The organism is Streptomyces sp. NPDC001544 (assembly GCF_042894285.1).
Classification (GTDB): Bacteria; Actinomycetota; Actinomycetes; order Streptomycetales; family Streptomycetaceae; genus Streptomyces.
The window spans coordinates 900022-921710 of the sequence record NZ_JBIAVN010000002.1; the positions used below are offsets into that span (position 1 = coordinate 900022).

The 21689-nt window shown below is 72.3% G+C and carries 22 protein-coding genes; 9 read left to right on the forward strand and 13 right to left on the reverse strand.

Annotation, left to right across the window (positions count from 1 at the left end; genetic code table 11):
- The first annotated feature begins 123 nt into the window (after positions 1-123).
- A complete protein-coding gene (locus tag ACFY0F_RS09390) occupies positions 124-495 on the forward strand; it encodes a helix-turn-helix domain-containing protein (RefSeq protein ID WP_388791145.1) in 372 nt (123 codons plus the stop codon).
- A gap of 21 nt (positions 496-516) precedes the next feature.
- On the opposite strand, the gene ACFY0F_RS09395 is transcribed toward ACFY0F_RS09390, so the two are convergent.
- Positions 517-1722: an epoxide hydrolase family protein gene (locus ACFY0F_RS09395; protein ID WP_388791146.1), complete on the reverse strand. Its 1206-nt coding sequence runs from the start codon at positions 1720-1722 to the stop codon at positions 517-519.
- Positions 1723-1845: 123 nt separating this feature from the next.
- Between ACFY0F_RS09395 and ACFY0F_RS09400 the strand changes: the two genes are divergently transcribed.
- Positions 1846-2328, forward strand: coding sequence for a VOC family protein (locus ACFY0F_RS09400; protein WP_388791148.1), 483 nt, complete (start codon positions 1846-1848; stop codon positions 2326-2328).
- A 40-nt stretch (positions 2329-2368) separates the two neighbouring features.
- Here the strand turns inward: ACFY0F_RS09400 and ACFY0F_RS09405 are convergent, their stop codons facing one another.
- Both ACFY0F_RS09405 and ACFY0F_RS09410 read right to left on the reverse strand, forming a co-directional pair.
- Positions 2369-3241, reverse strand: a complete 873-nt coding sequence (locus tag ACFY0F_RS09405) for an aminoglycoside phosphotransferase family protein (protein ID WP_388791345.1) — start codon at positions 3239-3241, stop codon at positions 2369-2371.
- 93 nt (positions 3242-3334) lie between these two features.
- Complete coding sequence (locus ACFY0F_RS09410; protein ID WP_388791347.1) at positions 3335-4342, reverse strand: zinc-binding alcohol dehydrogenase family protein; 1008 nt, start codon at positions 4340-4342, stop codon at positions 3335-3337.
- Between the two features lie 176 nt (positions 4343-4518).
- Here ACFY0F_RS09410 and ACFY0F_RS09415 point away from each other — a divergent pair, with 176 nt between their 5' ends.
- Both ACFY0F_RS09415 and ACFY0F_RS09420 read left to right on the forward strand, forming a co-directional pair.
- On the forward strand, positions 4519-5316 hold the full coding sequence (locus ACFY0F_RS09415) for a VOC family protein (protein WP_388791349.1): 798 nt from the start codon (positions 4519-4521) through the stop codon (positions 5314-5316).
- Positions 5317-5346: 30 nt separating this feature from the next.
- Entirely contained in the window at positions 5347-6042 is a 696-nt protein-coding gene (locus tag ACFY0F_RS09420; RefSeq protein WP_388791150.1) for a ribonuclease H, read from the forward strand.
- Positions 6043-6058: 16 nt separating this feature from the next.
- On the opposite strand, the gene ACFY0F_RS09425 is transcribed toward ACFY0F_RS09420, so the two are convergent.
- Positions 6059-6883, reverse strand: a complete 825-nt coding sequence (locus ACFY0F_RS09425; RefSeq protein ID WP_388791152.1) for a tyrosinase family protein — start codon at positions 6881-6883, stop codon at positions 6059-6061.
- Positions 6884-6917: 34 nt separating this feature from the next.
- Positions 6918-7292: a tyrosinase cofactor gene (locus tag ACFY0F_RS09430; RefSeq protein ID WP_388791154.1), complete on the reverse strand. Its 375-nt coding sequence runs from the start codon at positions 7290-7292 to the stop codon at positions 6918-6920.
- Between the two features lie 341 nt (positions 7293-7633).
- On the opposite strand from ACFY0F_RS09430, the gene ACFY0F_RS09435 reads away from it, so the two are divergent.
- From ACFY0F_RS09435 to ACFY0F_RS09455, 5 genes are all read left to right on the forward strand, one after another.
- The gene (locus ACFY0F_RS09435; RefSeq protein WP_388791156.1) at positions 7634-8845 is read left to right on the forward strand and encodes an FAD-dependent monooxygenase; all 1212 of its coding nucleotides are present in this window, start codon (positions 7634-7636) and stop codon (positions 8843-8845) included.
- 99 nt (positions 8846-8944) lie between these two features.
- On the forward strand, positions 8945-10414 hold the full coding sequence (locus tag ACFY0F_RS09440) for an MFS transporter (RefSeq protein ID WP_388791158.1): 1470 nt from the start codon (positions 8945-8947) through the stop codon (positions 10412-10414).
- A complete protein-coding gene (locus tag ACFY0F_RS09445; protein WP_388791160.1) occupies positions 10411-11025 on the forward strand; it encodes a TetR family transcriptional regulator in 615 nt (204 codons plus the stop codon). Before ACFY0F_RS09440 ends, ACFY0F_RS09445 begins: the two co-directional genes overlap by 4 nt.
- A 37-nt stretch (positions 11026-11062) precedes the next feature.
- Complete coding sequence (locus ACFY0F_RS09450; protein WP_388791162.1) at positions 11063-12046, forward strand: aldo/keto reductase; 984 nt, start codon at positions 11063-11065, stop codon at positions 12044-12046.
- Positions 12047-12165: 119 nt separating this feature from the next.
- Positions 12166-12663 (forward strand): DUF6328 family protein, encoded by a 498-nt coding sequence (locus ACFY0F_RS09455; protein ID WP_388791164.1) that lies wholly within the window; start codon positions 12166-12168, stop codon positions 12661-12663.
- Between the two features lie 139 nt (positions 12664-12802).
- Here ACFY0F_RS09455 and ACFY0F_RS09460 read toward each other — a convergent pair whose 3' ends face one another.
- The 8 genes from ACFY0F_RS09460 to ACFY0F_RS09495 all read right to left on the reverse strand — a co-directional run bounded on the left by ACFY0F_RS09460 (position 12803) and on the right by ACFY0F_RS09495 (position 21470).
- Positions 12803-13228 carry an SsgA family sporulation/cell division regulator gene (locus ACFY0F_RS09460; protein ID WP_388791166.1) on the reverse strand — a complete coding sequence of 142 codons (426 nt, stop codon included), beginning with the start codon at positions 13226-13228 and terminating at the stop codon, positions 12803-12805.
- A gap of 105 nt (positions 13229-13333) precedes the next feature.
- Positions 13334-14305 carry an LLM class F420-dependent oxidoreductase gene (locus ACFY0F_RS09465; protein ID WP_388791168.1) on the reverse strand — a complete coding sequence of 324 codons (972 nt, stop codon included), beginning with the start codon at positions 14303-14305 and terminating at the stop codon, positions 13334-13336.
- 55 nt (positions 14306-14360) lie between these two features.
- A complete protein-coding gene (locus ACFY0F_RS09470; RefSeq protein WP_388791170.1) occupies positions 14361-16046 on the reverse strand; it encodes a protein kinase in 1686 nt (561 codons plus the stop codon).
- 208 nt (positions 16047-16254) lie between these two features.
- Positions 16255-17214 (reverse strand): threonine/serine dehydratase, encoded by a 960-nt coding sequence (locus ACFY0F_RS09475; protein ID WP_388791172.1) that lies wholly within the window; start codon positions 17212-17214, stop codon positions 16255-16257.
- Positions 17215-17298: 84 nt separating this feature from the next.
- Positions 17299-18336, reverse strand: coding sequence for a polyprenyl synthetase family protein (locus ACFY0F_RS09480; RefSeq protein WP_388791174.1), 1038 nt, complete (start codon positions 18334-18336; stop codon positions 17299-17301).
- Complete coding sequence (locus tag ACFY0F_RS09485; protein WP_388791176.1) at positions 18333-19373, reverse strand: tetratricopeptide repeat protein; 1041 nt, start codon at positions 19371-19373, stop codon at positions 18333-18335. The genes ACFY0F_RS09480 and ACFY0F_RS09485 overlap by 4 nt, the downstream gene beginning before the upstream one ends.
- Positions 19374-19533: 160 nt before the next feature.
- Positions 19534-20211, reverse strand: a complete 678-nt coding sequence (locus ACFY0F_RS09490) for an AIM24 family protein (RefSeq protein WP_388791178.1) — start codon at positions 20209-20211, stop codon at positions 19534-19536.
- A 53-nt stretch (positions 20212-20264) separates the two neighbouring features.
- Positions 20265-21470: a serine hydrolase domain-containing protein gene (locus tag ACFY0F_RS09495; RefSeq protein WP_388791180.1), complete on the reverse strand. Its 1206-nt coding sequence runs from the start codon at positions 21468-21470 to the stop codon at positions 20265-20267.
- Between the last annotated feature and the right edge of the window lie 219 nt (positions 21471-21689).

Below are 21689 nucleotides of genomic sequence, written 5' to 3' on the forward strand. Positions count from 1 at the left end.
CGAGTGACGCAGCGCATGCACGCCCGCGGCCAGGTGGCGCAAACCGTGCGGTTCCCTCAGAGCGGAACGCGGATCCCGGCTGATCCCCTGCCCGGGACGCCAGGAAAACCTAGGCTGAGCGGCGTGAGCAACCAAGCGCCTGACCGGGCCCCCGTCATCCCCGTCCGCCCGCGAACAGCGGACCCCGGTCCCGCCGGGAGGGAGCCCCTCTGGCGGGACCTGGTCGGCGGCGTACTGCGCCGGGAGCGTCTGGCGCAGGACCGCACGCTCAAGGAGGTCGCCGACGCGGCGCGGATCTCCCTGCCGTACCTCTCGGAGGTCGAGCGCGGCCGCAAGGAGGCCTCCTCCGAGGTCCTCGCGGCCGCCGCGCAGGCCCTCGGCCTCGGCCTCGGCGACCTGCTGTCGCTGGCCCAGGGAGAGCTCACCCGGCAGCGGACGAGCGGGAACCGTCAGGGCTCGCGCGCGCCGTACCGGGGGATGTGCCTGGCAGCCTGACCACGGCGGCGACGGAGGGCGTCAGCCGACGCCCTTCTCGCGCAGTTGCCGGAAGAACGCCCGCACGTCACCGACCAGCAGGTCCGGCTCCTCCATGGCAGCGAAGTGCCCGCCCCGGTCGAACTCCGTCCAGCGCACGATGTTCTCCGTCCGGTCCGCCTTGTGCCGCAGCGGTAGCTGCATGTCCGCCGGGAACACGGCGAGCGCGGTCGGTGCCGTCGACGGCTCGGCCGGAGCGGCGGCCCGGCCCGTGGCGTGCGCCCGCTCGTAGTAGATCCGGGCGGAGGACCCCGCCGTCCCCGTCAGCCAGTACAGCGTCACGTTCGTCAGCAGCAGGTCCCGGTCGACGGCCTCCTCGGGCAGTTGCTCGGAATCAGTCCACTCCTGGAACTTCTCCACGATCCAGGCGAGCTGACCGACGGGCGAGTCCGTCAGCGCGTACGCCAGGGTCTGCGGCCGGGTCGACTGCTGGGCCGCGTAGCCCGCGCCCTCGCGGAACCACGCGTCCCACCGCCGCCAGGAGGTGAGCGTCCGCTCGCGCTCCCCGGGGGCGAGACCTGCCAGCTCCTCGTCCGTGGGCTCGGTGAGCGCCTGCGCGCCGGGCAGCAGGTTGAGGTGCACACCGATCACCCGGTCGGGGTGCGCGCGGCCCAGTTCGCGGGAGATCGCCGCGCCCCAGTCGCCTCCCTGGGCCCCGAACCGCTCGTAGCCGAGCCGTCGCATCAGCTCCGCCCAGGCATCGGCCACCCGGCCCGCCTCCCAGCCCGGCTCGGTCGTCGGCCCGGACAGCCCGAAACCCGGGATGTGCGGCACCACGACGTGGAAGGCGTCGGCCGGATCACCACCGTGCGCCGCCGGATCGGTGAGCGGCCCGACGACGTCCAGGAACTCGACGATCGAGCCGGGCCAGCCGTGGGTGATGATCAGGGGGGTCGCGTCCGGCTCGGGGGAGCGCACATGCGCGAAGTGGACGTGCGCCCCGTCGATCGTCGCGGTGAACTGCGGCCACTCGCCCAGCCGCGCCTCCGCCGTCCGCCAGTCGTACTCGTGCCGCCAGTACCGCACCAGGTCGCGCAGGTAGTCCGCCGGGACGCCGTACGCCCAGCCCACGCCCGGCAACTGGTCCGGCCACCGGGTGCGGTCGAGACGATCGTGCAGGTCGTCGAGGTCGCTCTGGGGGATCGCGAGGCGGAACGGCCGGATGCTTTCGGCGGGCGAGGGTGTCATGGCCGCCAGGCTAGTTGGGCGCAAAGCCGCGGCCATCCGAATTAACCGCGGGCCCGGCCGATGAGTTCCGCGGCGAGGATCGGTCGACACAGGTGACCGCGTTCCACGCCCCAGGAGGAGCCCATGACCACCGACGGATTCACCACGTGTCTCTGGTTCGACGGACAGGCCGAGGAAGCCGCCCACTACTACGTCTCGGTCTTCAAGAACTCCGGCATCGGACGGATCGGCCGCCACACCGAGGCCGGCCCCGGCCCGGCCGGCTCCGTGCTGGCCGTCGAGTTCACCGCCAACGGCCAGAAGTTCGTCGCGCTCAACGGCGGCCCCCAGTTCAAGTTCAACGAGGCCGTCTCCTTCCAGATCATGTGCTCGGACCAGGACGAGATCGACCACTACTGGACCAGGCTCACCGAGAACGGCGGCGAGGCCGGCCCCTGCGGCTGGCTGAAGGACAAGTACGGACTGTCCTGGCAGGTCGTCTACGACCGGCTGATCGGCATGATCGGCGACCCGGACCAGGAGAAGGCGGCTCGCACCATGCGCGCCATGATGTCCATGGGCAAGCTCGACGTCGCCGAGCTGGAGAGGGTCTACGCGGGTGGGTGACCGACCGGCCGGCCGCCCACCCCGCGTGCGCGGCCGGCCGTCACCCGGCCAGGATCTCGGCGATCGTGTGGCGGGAGTTCTCCGCGAGCGGCGGATTGGTGTCCCAGTAGTACGGCAGCTGGATCAGCGAGATCGACAGTGCCCAGCCCCGGCCACGCGCCCATTCGGCGTCGTCGGCGCCCACGGCCGCGCGGAAGGTTCCGCGCGCGGACGCCGGCAGCAGGTTCCAGGCCGCGATCAGGTCGACGGCCGGGTCGCCCACCCCCACGGTCCCGAAGTCGATCACCGCGCTGAGCCGCCCGTCCTCGACAAGGACGTTGCCGGGTGACAGGTCCCCGTGCGCCCAGGCGGGCGCTCCCGTGTGGGCCGGGGCGTCCAGGGCCTCCTCCCACCGGGCCGTCATCGGGGCCGTGTCGATGCCCCGCTCGGCCAGCTGGGCGAGCGCGTCCCGGGTGGGCGCGTCCCGGGTCGCCAGGGGCACGCCCCGGTACCCCGGCGGGCCGTCCGCCGGGTCGATCCGGCGCAGCGCGCGGACGAACCCGGCGAGGTCCCCGGCGAGCGCCTCGGGCTTCTCCAGCCGCCCGGCCACCGGGTTGCGCCCCTCGAGCCAGCGGTACACCGACCAGGGCCAGGGGAAGCCCGCGCCGGGCGCGCCCCGCCCGACCGGCACGGGCGTGGGCACGGGCAGCCGGAGACCCAGCCCGGGCAGCCGGTGCTGCTCGTGCAGCACGTCGTCCACGGCACCGGGGTGCCGGGGGAGCCGTACCACCTTGTCGGCACCGAGGCGGAACATGGCGTTCTCGGTCCCCGAGGACTCGAGGCGCTCCACGGACAGCGACGCCCAGGCGGGGAACTGGTCGGCGATCAGCCGGCGGACGACACCGACGTCGATGTCGACCTCGTCCGCGCGCATCTTCATGGCACACACGGACCCCATTCCAGCGGTCGAGGAGCGCCCTGTCGAAGGGTTTTGACGGCCCGCCCCGCGGCCGCGGCATCCGCCGGGTCAGGAGAAGTCGTTCACCAGCACCGCCGCCCCGTCGAAACGGCCGGCCTTCAGGTCCCTGAGGGCCTGCAGCGCCCGTGACAGGGGATAGGTGTGCGTCCGCGCCCGTACGCCGTGCAGCGCGGCCAGGGACAGGAACTCGCGGGCGTCCGCACGCGTGCTGGAGGTGACGCTGCGCAGCTCCTTCTCGTAGAACAGCTCGGTCTCGTAGTGCAGCGGTGGTACGTCACTCAGATGGATGCCGGCCACCGCCAGGATCCCGCCCCGGTCGAGGGCGCGCAGCGCCACCGGGACCAGATCGCCGGCCGGTGCGAACAGGATCGCCGCGTCCAGGGGCTCGGGCGGCCGGTCGTAGGCGTCGCGTGCCGAGGCGGCGCCGAGCTCGTGCGCCAGCCGACGGGCGGCCTCGCCACGGGTCAGCACGTGCACGGTGGCCCCCTCGGCTAGTGCCACCTGGGCGCACAGATGGGCGCTGCCCCCGAAGCCGTACAGCCCGAGCCGGCCGCCCGGCGGGAGCGCGGTGCGCCGCAGCGCGCGGTAGCCGATGATCCCCGCGCACAGCAGGGGCGCGGCGGCCACGTCGTCCAGGCCGCCCGGCAGCCGGTGGGCGAACTCGGCCGGGACGGTCGTGTACTCCGCGTAACCGCCGTCGGTGTCCCAGCCGGTGTACACCGACTCCGGGCACAGGTTCTCGGCACCGCGCAGACAGTGGGCACAGCTGCCGTCGGTGTGCCGCAGCCAGGCCACGCCCACCCGTTCCCCCACGGCGAAGCCCTCGACGGCCGTCCCGGTCCCCGCCACCACGCCGACCACCTCGTGTCCCGGGGTCACGCCGGCTCTGCGCTCCGGGAGGTCTCCCTCGGTGACGTGCAGGTCGGTGCGGCACACCCCGCAGGCGAGCACGCGGACCAGCAGCTCGTCGTCCCCGGGTACCGGTACCGGTCGCTCCACGAGCCGCAGCGGATCGCCCTCGACCGGGCCCGGGCGCACCACCGACCACGCCCGCATCGTCGCCGAGATCCTCCCCGCCACGTCCGTCATCCCGTGCCCCGTCCCGCCGGAAACCGCCGTCTACTCCCAGTCTCCGGCGGCACGGCCGGTTCGGCGCGCGGGCCGACCCGAGGATGACTAGCGTGAAAACGCACAACCGGGACAGTGGCGTCGAACGGGAGAGGGCCACGACCATGGCCGTACGACCTGAGGGAACCCCTTGTTGGGCCGATGCGATGTTCAGCGACGTCGAGCAGGCCAAGACCTTCTACGGCGACGTCCTCGGCTGGACCTTCGGCGAGTCGTCGTCGGAGTACGGCAACTACACCCAGGCCTATGCGGACGGCAAGGCGGTGGCCGCGATCGTGCCGCCGATGCCGGGTCAGGAGAGTCAGCCGCAGTGGTGCCTGTACCTCGCCTCCGAGGACGCCGCCGCGACCGCCGAGAAGATCCGGGACAACGGCGGCGAGGTGCTGATGGGGCCGATGGAGGTCGGCGAGTTCGGCACGATGTGCCTGGCCCGTGAGCCGGGCGGCGCCGTGTTCGGCGTCTGGCAGGGCGGCACCCACGAGGGCTTCGAGGCGACGGCGGTGCCCGGTGCCTACTGCTGGGCCGAGTTCTTCACCCGGGACCCGGAGCAGACGGACGCCTTCCTCCCGGCGGTCTTCCCCTACACCGCGCAGCAGATCGACGACGCGAGCATCGACTTCCGGATGTTCAAGGCGGGCGACGACACGGTCCTCGGCCGGATGAGGATGACCGACGACTTCCCGCCCGAGGTGCCCTCGTACGTCAACGTCTACTTCACGGTCGGCGACTGCGACGACGCCGTGGACCGCGCCACCAAGCTCGGCGGTGTCCTCCGCTTCGGCCCGATGGACAGCCCCTTCGGCCGTTTCGCCGCGCTCAGCGATCCGCAGGGCGCGAACTTCTCGGTCATCGACATCACGACCACGCAGGGCGAGATGCCGAGGACCACGGACGTCTCCTAGGGCGTGCCGGACGCCCGGTGCGGGCGTGGCATGATCGGGGCCATGCGTGAACGAGTGGTGGCCGCGTGCGACGGGGCTTCGAAAGGAAACCCCGGTCCGGCGGGCTGGGCGTGGGTGATCTCCGACGATGCCGAGAAGCCGGCCCGCTGGGAGGCCGGGCCGCTCGGCAAGGCCACCAACAACGTCGCGGAACTCACCGCGCTCGAACGACTGCTGGCGGCCAGCGACCCGAACGTGCCGCTGGAGATCCGGATGGACTCGCAGTACGCGATGAAGGCCGTCACCACCTGGCTGCCCGGCTGGAAGCGCAACGGCTGGAAGACGGCCGCCGGCAAGCCCGTCGCCAACCAGGACCTGGTGGTGCGCATCGACGAGCTGCTCGACGGCCGCTCGGTCGAGTTCCGCTACGTGCCCGCCCACCAGGTCGACGGCGATCCGCTGAACGACTTCGCCGACCGCGCCGCCAGCCAGGCGGCGAGCGTGCAGCAGCCGGCGGGCAGCGACCTCGGTTCCCCGGAGCCGCCGCCCTCGCCCGACGTCCCGGCGACCAGGGCCCCGCGCAAGAAGGCGTCCCGTGGCACCGGCGGCGGCTCGTCCTCCCGCACGATCAAGGCGAAGTTCTCCGGCCGCTGCGTGTGCGGCCGCTCCTACGCGGCCGGCGAGTCCATCGCGAAGAACCCGCAGGGCTGGGGCCACCCGGAGTGCCGCACGGCCGCCGAGGCCTGAGCGGGCGGTCCGCGCCTCAGGCGGTGTCGAACGTGTAGAACGCCGTGTGGTCCAGCAGATCCGCCGGACGCACGTCGTTCCACGGCTTCATGGTGTCGTTCAGGTCCACCACGTCCGGTGTGCCGCCCGCCGGCACGTACCCGGCGTCCGGGTGCCGGCGCTGCCACTCGGCCCACAGTTTGTCGACGTAGGCGTGGTGCAGCCAGAACACCGGGTCGTTGGGGGAGACCCCGGTGGCCATCTGCCCGCCGACCCAGACGTGGACCCGGTTGTGCAGATTGACTCCGCGCCAGCCCTCGAGGTGGTTGCGGAAGCCGTCCGAGGCGCTGTTGAAGGGCGCCATGTCGTACGTGCCCATCGCCAGCACCGACTCCACCTCGGCCGGTGTCGGCAGCTCACGCACCCCGGAGCCGAGCGAGCGGCGCAGGAACGTGCGCCCGTCCACCCGCACGGTGATCGGCCAGTTGCCGGTGGACGCGGCGAACGGCCCGTCCGTCACCCGGCCGTCCAGGCTCCGCCCGGTGCCGCCGAGGAAGTCCGGTCCCCACAGCGAGGCCCGGGCCGTGCGGTCCGTGCTCCAGTCCCAGTACGGCAGTGCGACCGACGCGTCCACCTCCTGCAGCGCGTGCTCGAAGTCGAGCAGGAATCTGCGGTGCCAGGGCAGGAAGGACGGTGAACGGTGGCCCGTCCGCTCGCTGTTGTCGGTGTCGGACATGATGAAGGAGTTGTGCGTCCTGACGAACTCGTCGTAGCGCCCACTGCGCTTGAGCTCCAGGACGGCGGCGACGAACCGCCGCTTCTCGTCGGCGGTCAGGGCGGCCTGGTTCTTGCGTACGGTCATGTGCGCGGTGCTCCGGATGTCCTTGCGGGTGCGGTCAGTTGGCGGGGAGGGGCAGCAGGACGGCGTCCTGCAGTTCGTCGACCGCGGCACGGGCGGCGGCGCGCGGTGTGGGCACCGGGGCGTAGTGGCTGACGACGCTGATCCAGCTGCCGTCGGCGTTCCGCATCACGTGCAGTTCCACGCCGTCCACGAACACGGCGTAGCCGCCGCCGTGGTCGTGGTGATGGCCGCCGCCGTCCGCCGGGCGGCCCTGTATCCGGCGGCCCTTGTAGACCTCGTCGAAGGCCCCGGGGGAGCCGTGGTGGTGCTCGGCGGCGGATGCTGCGGGCGTGTCGACGGCCCGGATCCCCGCCGCGGCGGTGAGGGCGGCCGCGGCGGTGAGCGCGCGACGTCGGGTGAGTTCCGGCATGCGGGACCTCCTGGTGCGTTCGGGTGATGACCCCGCATGCCTATCGGCCCGCCCGAGAACGGGAGAAATCCCTCGCACCGGGTTGGCTGCGATCCGGACAATCAGCCACATGTCGTACAGCGTTGAACGAAGATGATCTTGCCGCTGGAGCGACCTCCGGCCCCCGGAAGCGGAAATTCCTCGCCCTCCGGAAGTGTTTGCGGGTGATCTTTGGCGGCGGCCGTCCGTCCGAGTGGCGCCGCTCACCGCCGGAAGCTGACGCGATCCCGAACCCCGGCCCTACCATCCGATCTTTGTTACCCTGCGGTGCAAGTCGACCACTTTGAGTGACATTCAGGGGTGTGTGCGTGAAGGTCGCATGCGTCGGAGGCGGGCCCGCGGGCCTGTACATCGCGATCCTGCTCAAGCTGCAGAATCCGTCTCACGACATCACCGTCCACGAGCGCGACCCGGAGGGCTCGACCTACGGCTGGGGCGTGGCGTACGGGCGTGGACTGCTCGACAAGCTGCACGCGCACGACCCCGTGTCGGCGCTCGCGGTCGAGCAGAACTCGGTGCGCTGGACCGAGCGCGTCGCGCAGGTCCGGGGCCTGACGACCCGGCACCCCGACGAGGGATTCGGCATCGGCCGCCACCGGCTCCTCGAACTCCTCGCCCGCCGCGCCCGCTCACTGGGCGTCCGTCTGGTCCACGGGAGCGAGGTCACCGCCGTACCCCCGGGCGCCGACCTGATCGTGGTGGCCGACGGCGTGCACAGCGCGCTGCGGGACCGGTACCGCGACCACTTCGGCACCCGGGTCGCCTCGGGCCGCAACCGCTACATCTGGCTCGGCACCACCCAGGTCTTCGACGCCTCCACCTTCGCCTTCACCGAGACCGAGCACGGCTGGATCTGGGCCCACGGCCACGGCTACAGCGGCACCCACGGCACCTGCGTCGTCGAGTGCTCGCCCGAGACCTTCACCGGCCTCGGGCTGGATCGTGCGAACGAGGCCGACGCACTGGCGCTGCTGGAGCGCCTCTTCGCCGGCATCCTCGACGGCCACCCCCTCATCGGCCGCTCCGCCCCCGACGGCAGCGCCCAGTGGCTGACCTTCCGCACCCTCACCAACCGCACCTGGTACCGCCGCAACCTGGTCCTCCTGGGCGACGCCGCCCACACCACCCACTACTCCGCCGACGCGGGCACCACCCTCGCCCTGGAGGACGCCATCTGTCTGGCCGACGTCCTGCGTGAGTACGGCAGACGCCCCGAGGCCCTCGCCGTCTACGAACGGCAGCGCCAGTCGGACCTGCTGGCCGCACAGAGCGCCGCCCGCTACAGCGCGCAGTGGTACGAGAACCTGACCCGCTACATCGACCTGCCCCCGCACCAGATGTCCGCCCTGCTCGGCCAGCGCCACTCGCCCCTGCTGCCGTACGTGCCCCCGCAGCTCTACTACGGCCTCGACAAGGCGGTCGGACAGCTGGAGGTGCTGCGCCGGCTCAAACGGTGGCTCGGACCGAGAGCGGCCCGGGCGCTGCACACGCGCTCCTCGGGCACAGGGGTATGACCTCTGAAAGACCCCGGTGAATCACCATTCACCCGCCAAGGCGAATTGGTAAGGTGAATTGAAATTCACCTCGCAGCGCGCCCCCGCAGGAGCGGCCTCATGGACCAGCCCGTCCCCATAGCCCGGCCCCTCCGGGAGCGCCTCACCATCCCGGTGCTGGCCTCGGGCGGCATCCTCATGGCGGTCATGCAGACGGTCGTCGTCCCACTGCTGCCCGACCTGCCCCGGCTGACCGGCGCGTCGGCGGCCACCGTCTCCTGGATGGTCACGGCGACACTGCTCTCCGGCGCCGTCCTGACCCCGGTGCTGGGGCGCGCCGGCGACATGTACGGCAAGCGGCGGGTGCTCACCGCGTCCCTCGCGCTGATGACCGTCGGCTCGGTGCTGTGCGCCCTGTCCTCAGACATCGGCGTCCTCATCGCCGCCCGCGCCCTGCAGGGCGCCGCGGCCTCCGTCGTACCGCTGTCCATCAGCATCCTGCGGGACGAACTGCCGCCCGAGCGCCGGGGCTCCGCCGTCGCGCTGATGAGCTCCACCGTCGGCATCGGCGCCGCCCTGGGACTGCCGCTCGCCGCGCTGGTCGTGCAGTACGCCGACTGGCACACCATGTTCTGGCTGACCAGCGCCCTCGGTGCGTTCGGCGTCACGGCCGTGTGGTGGGCGATCAAGGAGTCACCGGTGCGGGAGCCGGGCCGGTTCGACGTGCTCGGCGCGCTCGGGCTGGCCGCCGGACTGGTCTGCCTGCTGCTGGCGGTGTCCCAGGGCGGACAGTGGGGATGGGGCAGCCCTCGGATCATCGGCCTCTTCGGCTCCGCCGTACTCGTCCTCGTCCTGTGGTGGCGGCAGCAGCTGCGCGCCGAACGCCCGCTGGTCGACCTGCGGCTGGTGACCCGGCCGCGAGTGGGCCTGTCCCACGTGGCCGCCCTGCTGACGGGCTTCGCCTTCTACGCCAACTCCCTGGTCACCGCCCAGCTGGTGCAGGCGCCGAAGGCCACTGGGTACGGGCTGCAGCTGTCGATCGTCGCCACCGGCCTGTGCCTGCTGCCGGGCGGTGTCACCATGCTCCTGTTCTCACCCGTCTCCGCCCGTATCTCGGCGGCGCGCGGACCGCGGATCACCCTGGCCCTCGGAGCAGCCGTGATCGCCTGCGGGTACGCCGTGCGCATCGCCGACAGCCGTGAGCTGTGGATGATCGTCCTCGGGGCGACGGTGGTGGCGACCGGCACGACCCTCGCCTACTCGGCGCTGCCCACCCTGATCCTGCGCGCCGTCCCGGCCGGGCAGACCGCCTCCGCCAACGGTGTCAACGTGCTGATGCGCACCATCGGCCAGGCCGTCTCCAGCGCGGCCGTCGCCGCCGTCCTGGTGCACCACAGCAGCCCGGTCGGCGGGGTCCCGGTCCCGACGCTGCACGGCTACCTCCTGGCGTTCGCCGCCGCCGGTGCCGTCGCCCTGGCGGCCTGCGCGGCCGCGCTGTCGATACCCGGGGACGCCCCCGCCGCCGAGAGCACCCGGCCGGCCGGCACGGGCACGGCCCAGGACCGCGACGGAGCACTGGAGGAAGCGTGACCGCCGCGAGCAGCCCGCACGACACCACCGCGACCGGTACCGCCCGCCGGGACGCCGAGGCCACCAAGGCCGCCATCCTCCGCGCGGCCCGCTACCTCCTGGCCCGGCACGCACACGCCGACATCACGCTCAAGGCCGTCGCCGAACGCGCCGGGGTCAGCCCGCCGCTGATCGTGAAGTACTTCGGCAACAAGGACGCCCTCTTCTCCCGGGTCATGTCCTTCGAGGCCGACGCCTCCGCCCTGTTCGACGCACCCCTGGAGCAGCTCGGCCGGCACATGGTCCGGCACGTCCTGGACAGCCAGCGGGAACGGGGCGCCGACCCGCTGCTGCGCATTGCCTTCGCGCCGCTGCACGGCGACCGCGGGGACGTCCTGCGCGCCAACTTCCGCACCCAGGTGACCGAGCGCCTCGCCGAGCACCTCCCCGGCCCCGACGCCCCGCTGCGCGCCGAGCTGGCCGTCTCCAGCCTCCTCGGCCTCGGCGTGATGTACGGCATCGCGCGCGGTTCCCATGTCCGCGCGGCCGACATCGACGACCTCATCGAGCGGTACGGGCCCCTCGTGCAAGCGCAGTTGACGCCCGGGGCACCCCGACCCGGCCCGGCCTGACGCGTGGGAGGCGGGTGCCGGGTGACAGACTGGCGGCATGGACGAACGCGTGATGGGCAGGTCGGGGCAGTGGGCGTCGGTCGTGGGCCTGGGCACATGGCAGCTGGGTGCCGACTGGGGCGACGTGGACGACAAGGAGGCCCTCGCCGTACTGGAGGCGGCGGCCGAGGCGGGGGTGACCTTCTTCGACACGGCCGACGTGTACGGTGACGGACGCAGCGAGCAGACCATCGCCGCCTTCCTGAGCGGCAGGCCGGACCTGCACGTGCTGGTGGCGACGAAGATGGGCCGCCGGGTCGAGCAGATCCCGCAGAACTACGTCCTGGACAACTTCCGGGCCTGGAACGACCGCTCCCGGCGCAATCTCGGCGTCGACCGTGTCGACCTGGTGCAGCTGCACTGCCCGCCCACCCCGGTGTACTCCTCAGACGAGGTGTTCGACGCGCTGGACACCCTGGTGGAGGAGGAGCGGATCGCCGCGTACGGCGTGAGCGTGGAGACCTGCGCCGAGGCGCTGACCGCGATCGCCCGCCCGAACGTGGCGAGCGTGCAGATCATCCTCAACCCGTTCCGGATGAAGCCCCTGCGCGAGGTGCTCCCCGCCGCCCGGGAGGCGGGCGTCGGCATCATCGCCCGCGTGCCGCTGGCCTCCGGGCTGCTGTCCGGCAAGTACACCAGGGACACGGTCTTCGCGGCCAACGACCACCGCACCTTCAACCGGCACGGCGAGGCCTTCGACCAGGGCGAGACCTTCTCCGGCGTCGACTACGAGACCGGTGTGGAGGCGGCCGCGGAGTTCGCCGCCCTGGCCCCCGAGGGGTACACCCCGGCCCAGCTGGCCCTGCGCTGGATCATCGAGCAGCCCGGCGTCACCACCGTCATCCCGGGCGCCCGCACCCCGGACCAGGCCCGCGCCAACGCGGCCGCCGCCAGGCTCCCCGTGCCGTCCGAGGAGACGTTCACCGCGATCCGGGACCTGTACGAGCGCCGTGTCAAGGACCAGGTGGAGGGCCGCTGGTAACGGCGCCGTCAGTCCCTCAGCCGTCCGGTCCGGCCGCGGCCGGACGGCTGAGCAGGCACGATTCCGCCGTTTCGGGGAACTCGCGGGGAACAGACCGCAGTCCCGAGGCAGGAGGAAACGTGGCGGAGACCCGTGATGGTGGCGAGCGGCGCCGAGGGCGCAACGAGACCGAGGAGGAGAGAGCCGACCGGATGTGGGTCGAGCTGATCCAGGAGGTCCGCGTCGCCCAGACCGGGGTGCAGATCCTCTTCGGCTTCCTGCTCACGGTCGTCTTCCAGCCCAAGTACGCCCATCTCTCCCACGTCGACCAGGTCATCTACATCGTGACCGTGTGTCTGGGCGCCTGTGCGACCGGTGCGCTCATCGGCCCGGTGTCACTGCACCGGCTGGTCGCCGGGCGGCGGGTGAAGCCCCAGGCGGTGCGCATGGCCTCACGGCTGACCTTCGTCGGCCTGGTCCTGCTGCTGGCCACCATGACGGCCTCGCTGCTGCTGATCCTCCGGGTGGCCACGCACGACGGCTACGTGCCCTACCTGGTGACGGCGGTCGTCGCCTGGTACCTGGTGTGCTGGTACGGCATACCCCTGTGGACGCGGCGCCGTCACACCTCGCGCTGAGTCCGGCGCCGGTCGCCGGCTGCCGCGCGGTGGTGAGGAGCGGCTGAGCAGCTCAAAGTGCGCGGCCGGCGGCGGTCACGCGTGGGAGGGGTCGCCGCGGGACATGAGGGCGGCTACTCGGCCGCCATCGCGCGGTGACTCAGCCCGTGGCGAGGATCTGCGCCAGGAAGTCGTCCACCCGGACCTCTTCCCGGCCCGGCGCCACGGCCTCCCAGGTGTCCCGCAGGAAGGCGGCGACAGCGGGCGCCCAGGCGTACACCACGGCCCGGTGGCGGCCCCCGTCGGCGTGTGCGTCGCCGAAGAAGTCCATCCGCAGCTCGTGCCACGGCCCGGTGGCCACCGGCCGGAACCGTACGTCTCCCACACCGACCGCCCTGTCCAGCCCGTCGGCGAGCATCTCCCGGTCCAGCCGCCACCGGGCGAGCACCCGGCCGTCGTGGGCGAACACCGCGGTGACGGCGAACGGATCTTCGGCGTCGTACGTCAGGTGGGCGAGGACGGGACAGCGCTCCGTACCGCCCGCCTGGAGCTGTACGACGAGGGTCTTGTGCACGAAGGGGGTCACCGAGGGCCTCCGGGACGATCGACGTAGGACCCTCTAGTACCCCCGAAGCGCACAAGATGCTCAGTCGTTCAGGGGATTGCCAGGAGATTGCCTTTCGTCCCGGATTCAGCCGAACGCGTCGCGCAGCGCGGGCAGCAGCGTCTTCGCGGACCAGTCCAGGTACGCCGTCTGGGAGTCACCGCCGATCTGCACCAGGGCGACCTCGGTGAACCCGGCCTCGGCATACGGTCGTACGGCTTCCACGAAGGCGTCCGGGTCGTCACCGCACGGGATCGACGCGGCCACGTCGTCGGGCGTCACGAACTGGGTGGCCGCCTCGAAGGAGTCCGGGTGCGGCAGCTCCGCGTTGACCTTCCAGCCGCTGCCGAACCAGCGGAACTGGTCGTGGGCCCGCTGGATCGCGGTGTCCCGGTCGGGGTCGTAGCAGACCGGCAACTGGCCCACCCGCGGCTTGCCGGTGCCGCCGTGCCGGTCGAAGGCCTCCAGGAGGTTCGGCTTCGGCTCGGTGGCGATGACCAGGTCGGCGTGGTGGCCCGCGAGCTTGCAGGAATGCTCGCCGGAGACGGCGATGCCGATCTGCGGCGGCTCTTCCGGCAGGTCCCACAGCCGGGCCGACTCCACGTCGAAGTGCGTGCCGTGGTGGGTGACGTGACCGCCCTCGAAGAGCGCGCGGATGATCTCCACGGCCTCCTCGAGCATCTCGTGCCGTACGTCCACGGGCGGCCAGCCGCCGCCCACGACGTGCTCGTTCAGGTTCTCCCCGGAGCCCAGCCCGAGCCGGAAACGGCCCTCGGACAGCAGCTGCACCGTGGCCGCCTTCTGCGCCACGATCGCCGGGTGGTAACGGAAGGTCGGGCACGTCACGTACGTCATCAGCGGGATGCGCGACGTGGCCTGGGCGGCGGCGCCGAGCACGCTCCAGGCGTAGGAGGAGTGGCCCTGCGAGCGCAGCCAGGGGAAGTAGTGGTCCGAGGTCACCGAGAAGTCGAAACCGGCTTCCTCGGCGCGCACCAGATGGTCGACGAGGTCACGCGGGCCGGCCTGCTCGGTCATCATCGTGTATCCGATTTGCACCATGAACCCCGGGTCCCCGGCCTGCCGGACGGAAAACGGCCCGTTCGAGGGGGGCGGCTCAGTTCGCCGTCGGCCGGAAAGTCCGCAGGAACGTCTGCTGCGCCTCCTTGTTGTCCGCCGTCTCCCAGTCGGCCGCCGGCGTCGTGAAGCGCAGGGAGAAGGCGCGCCGGCCGCCGAGCAGGAAGCCGCGGCCGAAGGTGTGCACGGCGTCCTCGCCGGTTCCCTCGACCCACTCCATGTCGGCCGCCTTGTGCCCCTGGTAGGTGGTGGCCCGGATCGCGCCGATCCGCCGGAAGCCCGCATGCCGGCGCAGATTCGGCTCCACGTCGTCCCGCCAGATGGCGACCGGATCGGGCCCGACGCGTGCGCCTTCGCTGTAGGTGACCGCCAGGGTGGGGGAGCCGTCCGCCTCGCCGAAGATGACGCGGGTGGCGTCGGACTCACGGGTCGTGTCCAGTCTCTTCCAGCCGTCGGGCAGCGCGACGGAGAAGCCCTCCGGCGCGATGTAGCGGTGGTAGCCGTCCGGGAGCGCGGTGGCGGTCACCGTGGCCGTGGCGGTGGCCGTGGTGGTGGCGGACGGCGAGGGGCGGGTCGAGGGGGTACCGGTCGGTTCGGGAGCGGAGCTCGCGGAGGCGGCGGGGGGCTTCTTGCCGTCGGTGCGGTCGCCCGGCGTGCCGGTCGCCGGGGACGACGGGGTGGCGGTCGCCGACGGCCGGGGAGCGGTGGCGGACGACGCGGTGTCGGCTCCGGAGCCGGTACCCGGCAGCTGGTGCGTCGCGGCCAGCACCGCGACCGCGACGGTGACCACGGCGAACGCGGTCCCGGCGACCATGGCCCGTCGGTTCCACGCCCCGCCGGAGTGCAGGAACGCGGTGTACGCACCTCGCGGCCGGGGCACGGGGGCGGCCTCCCGCTCGGCGTCGAAGTCCTCGCTCAGGACCCGGCTGAGCGCCTCGCGGGCCGACGGCCGGGTCAGCCGCTCCCGTGAGTCCTTGCGCAGCAGGCCCTGCACGACCTGGGCCAGCGGACCTGCCCGCAACGGGGTGCGCAGGGGCAGCCGGTCCACGCCCTTGAGGGTGGCGTCGAACCGGCCCCGGTCCCGGAACGGCGGCCGCCCCTCCAGCATGGTGTAGAGGATCGCACCGACCGCCCACAGGTCGGCGGCCGGGCCGATGCGCTCGTCGCGGGCCTGTTCGGGGGATGCGTACGACGGTGCGGTCACCCGTGGCACGAGGGTCGCCCCCGCCAGTCCGAAGCCCGCGACGACGACCGGCCCCCGGTCCCGCACGAACACCTGGCCGGGGCTGAGCTCACCGTGGGTGAAGCCCTCGTCGTGCGCGGCATCCAGCACGTCGAGCAGCTCCAGCGCGATCCGTGCCGCCCGCACGTAGGGGAACGGGCCCTCCTGGGCGAGGAGCTCACCCAGTGGCGTACCGCCGATCACGTCGGTGACCGTCCACAGCGTGCCGGACTCCTCGATCGCGTCGATCACCGTGGGCACCCGGCCGGGACGGAGGACACTCATGACCTCCGAGGTGCGCAGCAGGCGCGCGGAGGTCCGGCGGGCCGTCTCCTCGGCCGGGCCGTCCGGGAGGGCGATCCGGGTGACCAGCCGTGGCCGTTCCGCCTCCAGATCCTCGGCGTACCAGCAGACGCGGTTCGTTTCGCGGCCGACGACCTCGAGGAGCCGGTACCTGCCGGCGACCAGTTCTTGTGCGGAGACGTGCGCCTTGACCATGGTCATCCCTCGCTGCAACCCCTGCCTCGTCTTTCCCAGAGGTACGCGGGACGCGACACGATGCGTTCAATGGATTCGCAACTAGAAGGCGCTTCCTGCCTTTCCTTCAAACCGCAGGTCAGGCCCGAGGGTTGCGGAAAACGTTCCCTGTCCGGGCCGTGACCTGCGGGTAACCGACGGTAAACGTATCGGCGCCGGCGCCCGTCGAACAGGCTCAGCGCAGCCCGAACCGCTCGGTCCACTCCATGACGTCCTGCGGGGTGGCGTTGCCGCCGCACACGACCAGTCCGAGCCGCGCCCCGTCGCCGACCCGCTCCAGCACCTGCCGGGCCGCCGGCAGCAGACAGCCCGCGGCGGGCTCCGCCCACACCTTGGCGTGGTCGGCGAGGTCGAGGCAGCCCCGCACGGCCTCCCGGTCCGGGACCACGAGGACCTCCTCCACCAGGGCGGCGACGTGGTCGTACGTCAGCGCGGACACGGACGGTGCGCTGAGCGTCGTCACGATCGACGACAGCGCGACCGGCACCGGAGCGCCCTTGGCCAGCGCCTCGGACATGGCCTGAGCACCCTCCGTCTCCACACCCCAGACGCGCACGCCCGGGCGGCGGGCGCGCAAGGCCGCGGCGACACCGGCGATCAGACCCCCGCCGCCGATGCTGACCAGCACGTCCGTCAGCTCGGCCGCGTCCTCGGCCAACTCCAGCCCCACGGTGCCCTGTCCCGCGATCACCACCGGGTCGTCGAAGGGGTGCACCAGGGTCAGCCCCTCGTCCCGCAGCCGGGCCACCAGCCGGAAGGCACTGTCCATGCCGTCGGTCAGCCGCACCGACGCCCCCGCCGCCTCGGCGATCGCGATGGAACGGGCGGGCGCGGTACGGGGCATCACCACCGTCGCCTTCACCTGGAGCGCCGCCGCCATCACCGCGAGCGCCACCCCGTGGTTGCCGCCACTCACCGCCACCACACCGGCCGCCCGCTCGGCACCGCTCAGCGACAGCAGCTTGGCGGTCGCGCCGCGTGCCTTGAACGAGCCGGTGCGCTGGAGCAGTTCGAGCTTGGCGGTGACCGGGGCGCCGAGCAGTTCGGACAGGCCCGGGCTCGGCACGGTCGGTGTGCGGACGACGTGCCCGGCGATGGTCCGTGCCGCGGTTTCGATCTCCGAGATCCCGATCAAGACGTTCACCTTTCCGGCGCGGAACGCGATGGACCGCGCCGGTTGGCACCCTCACGCGTGGACTCGGTCGAGGTCAACCCGGTTTCACAGGTCGCGTGCCACCAGGAAGTCCAGCAGGCACCGCAGTTCCCCGGCGGCGCCGGCCGCCAGTGGTTCAGCGGTGAGTGCCGCCCGAGCCGTGGCCGTGTGCCGGCGGGCCTCGGCCAGCGCCGCGGCCCGCCCGCCGAGTTCCTCGACCAGTTCGGCCGCCGCCTCCGTCTCGCCCGGGGAGTCCAGGAGCGCGGCGAGACGCCGTGCGGCGGGTCCGGGCGCGGCCAGCGCGGCCAGCACCGGGAAGGTCTTCTTCCGTTCCCGCAGATCCCCGTGGACCGGCTTGCCGGTGACGGCCGGGTCCCCCCAGATGCCCAGCACGTCGTCGACCAGCTGGAAGGCGACCCCCAGCGCCCGCCCGGCCTCGTCGAGCGCGGCCACCGTGGCGGCGGGCGCGCCGCCGAGCGTGGCACCCAGCGCTGCCGCGCAGCCGAGGAGCGCGCCCGTCTTGTGCTCGGCCATCGCCCGGTACTCCTTGGGCGAGACCCGCTCCGCTCCGGTCCACGGCCGGGCGGCGAAGAGCAGGTCGTCCGCCTGCCCGCGCACCAGATCGGTCAGCGCCGCCGACAGCACCCGTACCGCGCCCGCGCCGCCCGGCTCCACGGCCAGGGTCTCGACGGCGAGGGCGAACAGGGCGTCGCCCGCGAGCACCGCGGGCCCGGTGCCGTACGCCTTCCAGACGGTGGGGCGGCGGCGCCGGGTCGCGTCACCGTCCATGATGTCGTCGTGCAGCAGGGAGAAGGCGTGTACGAGCTCCACCGCGACCGCCCCGGCGACCCCGGCCCGTCCGGCCGCCCCGGCCGCCTCCGCTCCCAGCACGGCCAATGCCTGCCGCACGCCCTTGCCGCCGGGGGCGACGGCGGGCGCGCCGCCGACCTCGCACCAGCCGAAGGTGTAAGCCGCCATCTCACCCACCCACGGATGGAGCCGGCCCACGGCCTCGGCGAGCGCGGGCCGCACCAGTTCCCGGCAGCGGCCCAGGACTTCGGGCGCGGACGACGGTGCCTGCACGGGTGCGTCGAGCGGGCTCACCGTACGGCCTCCGCCCCGATGCCGAACTCCTCCTGCGCGAGGGCCACCATCCGCTCGACGTGCCGCAGACCGCCGCGCCGCACCGTGCGGGCCAGATCCGCCAGTTCGGCCGCCGTCTCGGCCCGGTCCCGGCCGAGCCGTGCCAGAGACTTGGCGAGGCCCAGGCGGGCCAGTGCCTCGCCGCGCGGTTCGCCCATCGCCCGGAACTCCCCGAGCGCCGTCTCGTACATCTCCCGCGCCGCCGCGTACCGGCCGGCGCGGTACAGGACGTTGCCGCGCATCTTGTGGTTGTAGGCGAGTGCGCTGGAGAGGTTCATCGCCCGGCACGTCGTCTCCGCCCGGGACAGCAGAGCGAGCGCCCGCTCGGTGTCCCCGTCGCGCACCGAGACGATGTCGGCGAGGCCGCGCAGTGCCCAGGCGTGTCCGCGCCGGTCGTTCGCACGGTCGGCTATCTCCGCCGCCTCCTCGAACATGGCGTACGCCGTGTCGTAGGAGCCGGTGTTGCGGTGCATCTGCGCGATGCCCTCGAGCGCCCACACCGTGTGCCGGGCCTCACCGCGCCGGCGTGCCTCGGCGAGCAGTTGTTCGTGCAGCCGGCCGACGGCTTCGTAGTCGCCCTGGATGCGGCCGGTCTCCGCGAGCCCGGCCAGCGAGTAGCCGCGCACCACGATGTCCCCGCCCCGCTCGCCGAGTTCGGCGGCGAGCCCCAGCAACCGCCAGGCCAGCGGGAACGCGCCGCGCTGCCGGGCGAGCGTGCCGCCGCTCCACAGCGCCCACGCCATCGCCGCGGTGTCACCGGCCTCCCGGGCCGCGCGGTAGCTCGCCTTCCACGCCCGGTCGGCGTCCCGTACCTGGCCGAGCCTGCGATGTGCCTCGGCGACCGCGAGTCCGCAGCGGGCGGCCTCGTCGCGCCGTCCGTCCCGCTCGGCCGCGCGCAGCCGCTCGGTGCCCTCGGCCAGCACGTCCACCAGCGACGAGTTCACCGACAGGGTGGTGAGGGCGCCCTGGTACTCCGGGGCGAATGCCTTGCCGTACATGACTGCCTTTCTATACACGCTGTGTATACACGCTGCGTATAGTCCGTCGGAAGAAACGCCCTGGTCCCGAGGGACCAGGGCTGGTCCTGGTCTGTTGCCGATCAAGACGCCGGTACGGCCGACGGGGTTGCCTGTACGGAGCGGATCATTCCCGTGAGCGTCAGTGCTGCTCCGCCTTCTGCGGCGTCACCTCGCTCGGCCGCACCACGACGTATCCCTCGCCCTGGAGCTTGAGCTGCAGGGCCTCCCCGGAGCCGCCGCGCAGCATCGAGCCGATGGACTGCGAGCGGTGCAGCGAGGTCTGCAACTGGGCGGTCCAGCCCACCACCGCGTCCGTGTCGACGTACACCGGCGCCTGCGCGGAGACCGGTATGACCAGCGGGTTGCCCTCGCACATCAGGCCGAGCCGGCCCTGTCCGGTGAAGACGCTGTTGAACAGACCGCCCCCGGCGATGCCCGAGCCTTTGACCGTCTTGATCTCGTACGCCAGCGAGGCGTCGAAGCAGAGGACGTTGCGGCCGTTGACGGTGAACTGGTCGCCGGGCTCGACGTCGACGATGAAGCAGTTCTGCGCCTCGTGCGCGAACCACGCCTCGCCCTGCCCGCGCACCGCCATGAGGGGCAGGCCCTCACCGGTGAACGCGCGCTTGAGCATGCCGCCGACGCCCTGCCCCTTGCGCTCGAAGTGGAGGTCGCCGCGCCAGGCCACCATCGCGCCCTGGCGGGCGTGCATCTCACCGTTCACCGTGTATCTGAGGCACTTGGCGTTCTCGGCGGACATTCCCGGCTCCGCGGCCGGCTGCACCATGTGCTGACTTGAAAAGAGGTCACCCTTCATGCGCGCATGGTGTCCCGGACGCAGTGATTCCGCCAAGATCGCGGAGCGAGGCCCTATCTCATCTCGTCCTCGTTCCAGTCGACGGCCAGGAGCCCCCGGCGCTCCTTCGGCCGCTTGCCGCAGAACGCCGACTCCAGGGTGCCCGCCATCGCGCCCAGCACGGCGCCGTTGTTGGACGTGTTCGCGACCGCGGTGAGGCTGCGCCGGCCGTCCCCGGACGTGAAGGCGTAGGTGTAGTAGCCCTGGACGGCGCCCGTGTGACCGTAGACCGACACCCCGCAGGACAGGGTGCGCCGACGCAGCCCGAGCCCGTACGCCGTGGTGCTGTCGACCGGGATCCACCGCTCCATCTCCGCCAGCCGTGCGGCCGAGGTCAGCTTTCCGCCGAGCAGCGCCGAGTAGAAGGTGTTCAGGTCGCGGGTGCTGGAGATGACGGCGCCCGCGCTCTGCGCCCAGGACACCGTCTGCTCGGTGGCGTCGACCAGTGGGGCGTCCGGCGTGTCCGGGGTGAGGTAGCCCCTGGCGTAGCGGCCGGGGATCTTCGTGTCGGGATGGACGTAGAAGGTGTCCCGAAGGCGCAGCGGCCTGAAGATCCGGTTCTCGTACTCGGTCCGCACCGGATGCCCCGTCAGTTTCTCGATGAGCATCCCGGCCACGACGAAGTTGGTGTTGGAGTACGAGTACGCGGCGCCGGGCGCGTTGGTGCGGGGCTTGTCGAGCGAGAGTCCGACCAGCCGGCGGTAGGTGAAGACCTTGTTGCGCACGGCCTCGAAGCCCGGAACGCTCTTGGCGAACATGTCGTCGGTGTAGTCGTACAGGCCGCTGCGGTGGCTCAGCAGATGCCGCACCGTGATCCGGTCGTCCGGCAGCAGACCGGGCAGGTACCGGTTGACCGGCGCGTCGAGGCTGAGCCTGCGTTCGTCGGCCAGTTGCATGAGGACGACGGCCGAGAAGGTCTTGGTGACACTGCCGACGCGGAAGCGGTCGGCGTTGTCGGCGGCCCGTCCGGTGCCGCGGTCGGCGATGCCCTGCACCGCCTTGTACACGGTGCCGTGGTCGTCGATCCGGGCCATGGCGCCCGGCGCGCCCTGGGCGACCGCCGACCGCAGCGCCGCGCGCAGTCCGGCCGTGTCGGGGGCCGGTAGATCCGTCGTCGTCCGCGTCCGCCCGTCCAGGGGTGCCGCCTGCGCGGGCAGTGCGAGGAGGGACAGGGTGACCGCCCCGAGGACCAGACTCTTGCCGACCGTTCCCTTGACCATCCCTCACCATTCCCATCTGCACCTCTCGCGGTGCGAGATACGTCACATCAGGGCAACGGAACCTACTCGCCTCTCGTCACATCACCACAGGTGACACACAGTTGGTCATGCGTCGATCACGCTGCGGTGTGAATTCGTAAAGGATTGTCATAGAAGACCGCGAAAGCGATCATTCCGCCTTTACGTGCACATGACTCGTCCGTAAGGGTTCGTCGGGGG

Coding starts and splice junctions, on each gene's coding strand:
- ACFY0F_RS09395 (WP_388791146.1), bottom strand. CDS start 1,722: ATGACACCCTCGCCCGCCGAAAGCATCCGGCCGTTCCGCCTCGCGATC.
- ACFY0F_RS09400 (WP_388791148.1), top strand. CDS start 1,846: ATGACCACCGACGGATTCACCACGTGTCTCTGGTTCGACGGACAGGCC.
- ACFY0F_RS09405 (WP_388791345.1), bottom strand. CDS start 3,241: ATGCGCGCGGACGAGGTCGACATCGACGTCGGTGTCGTCCGCCGGCTG.
- ACFY0F_RS09410 (WP_388791347.1), bottom strand. CDS start 4,342: ATGCGGGCGTGGTCGGTGGTGCGCCCGGGCCCGGTCGAGGGCGATCCG.
- ACFY0F_RS09415 (WP_388791349.1), top strand. CDS start 4,519: ATGGCCGTACGACCTGAGGGAACCCCTTGTTGGGCCGATGCGATGTTC.
- ACFY0F_RS09420 (WP_388791150.1), top strand. CDS start 5,347: ATGATCGGGGCCATGCGTGAACGAGTGGTGGCCGCGTGCGACGGGGCT.
- ACFY0F_RS09425 (WP_388791152.1), bottom strand. CDS start 6,883: ATGACCGTACGCAAGAACCAGGCCGCCCTGACCGCCGACGAGAAGCGG.
- ACFY0F_RS09430 (WP_388791154.1), bottom strand. CDS start 7,292: ATGCCGGAACTCACCCGACGTCGCGCGCTCACCGCCGCGGCCGCCCTC.
- ACFY0F_RS09440 (WP_388791158.1), top strand. CDS start 8,945: ATGGACCAGCCCGTCCCCATAGCCCGGCCCCTCCGGGAGCGCCTCACC.
- ACFY0F_RS09450 (WP_388791162.1), top strand. CDS start 11,063: ATGGACGAACGCGTGATGGGCAGGTCGGGGCAGTGGGCGTCGGTCGTG.
- ACFY0F_RS09465 (WP_388791168.1), bottom strand. CDS start 14,305: ATGGTGCAAATCGGATACACGATGATGACCGAGCAGGCCGGCCCGCGT.
- ACFY0F_RS09470 (WP_388791170.1), bottom strand. CDS start 16,046: ATGACCATGGTCAAGGCGCACGTCTCCGCACAAGAACTGGTCGCCGGC.
- ACFY0F_RS09485 (WP_388791176.1), bottom strand. CDS start 19,373: ATGTACGGCAAGGCATTCGCCCCGGAGTACCAGGGCGCCCTCACCACC.
- ACFY0F_RS09490 (WP_388791178.1), bottom strand. CDS start 20,211: ATGAAGGGTGACCTCTTTTCAAGTCAGCACATGGTGCAGCCGGCCGCG.
- ACFY0F_RS09495 (WP_388791180.1), bottom strand. CDS start 21,470: ATGGTCAAGGGAACGGTCGGCAAGAGTCTGGTCCTCGGGGCGGTCACC.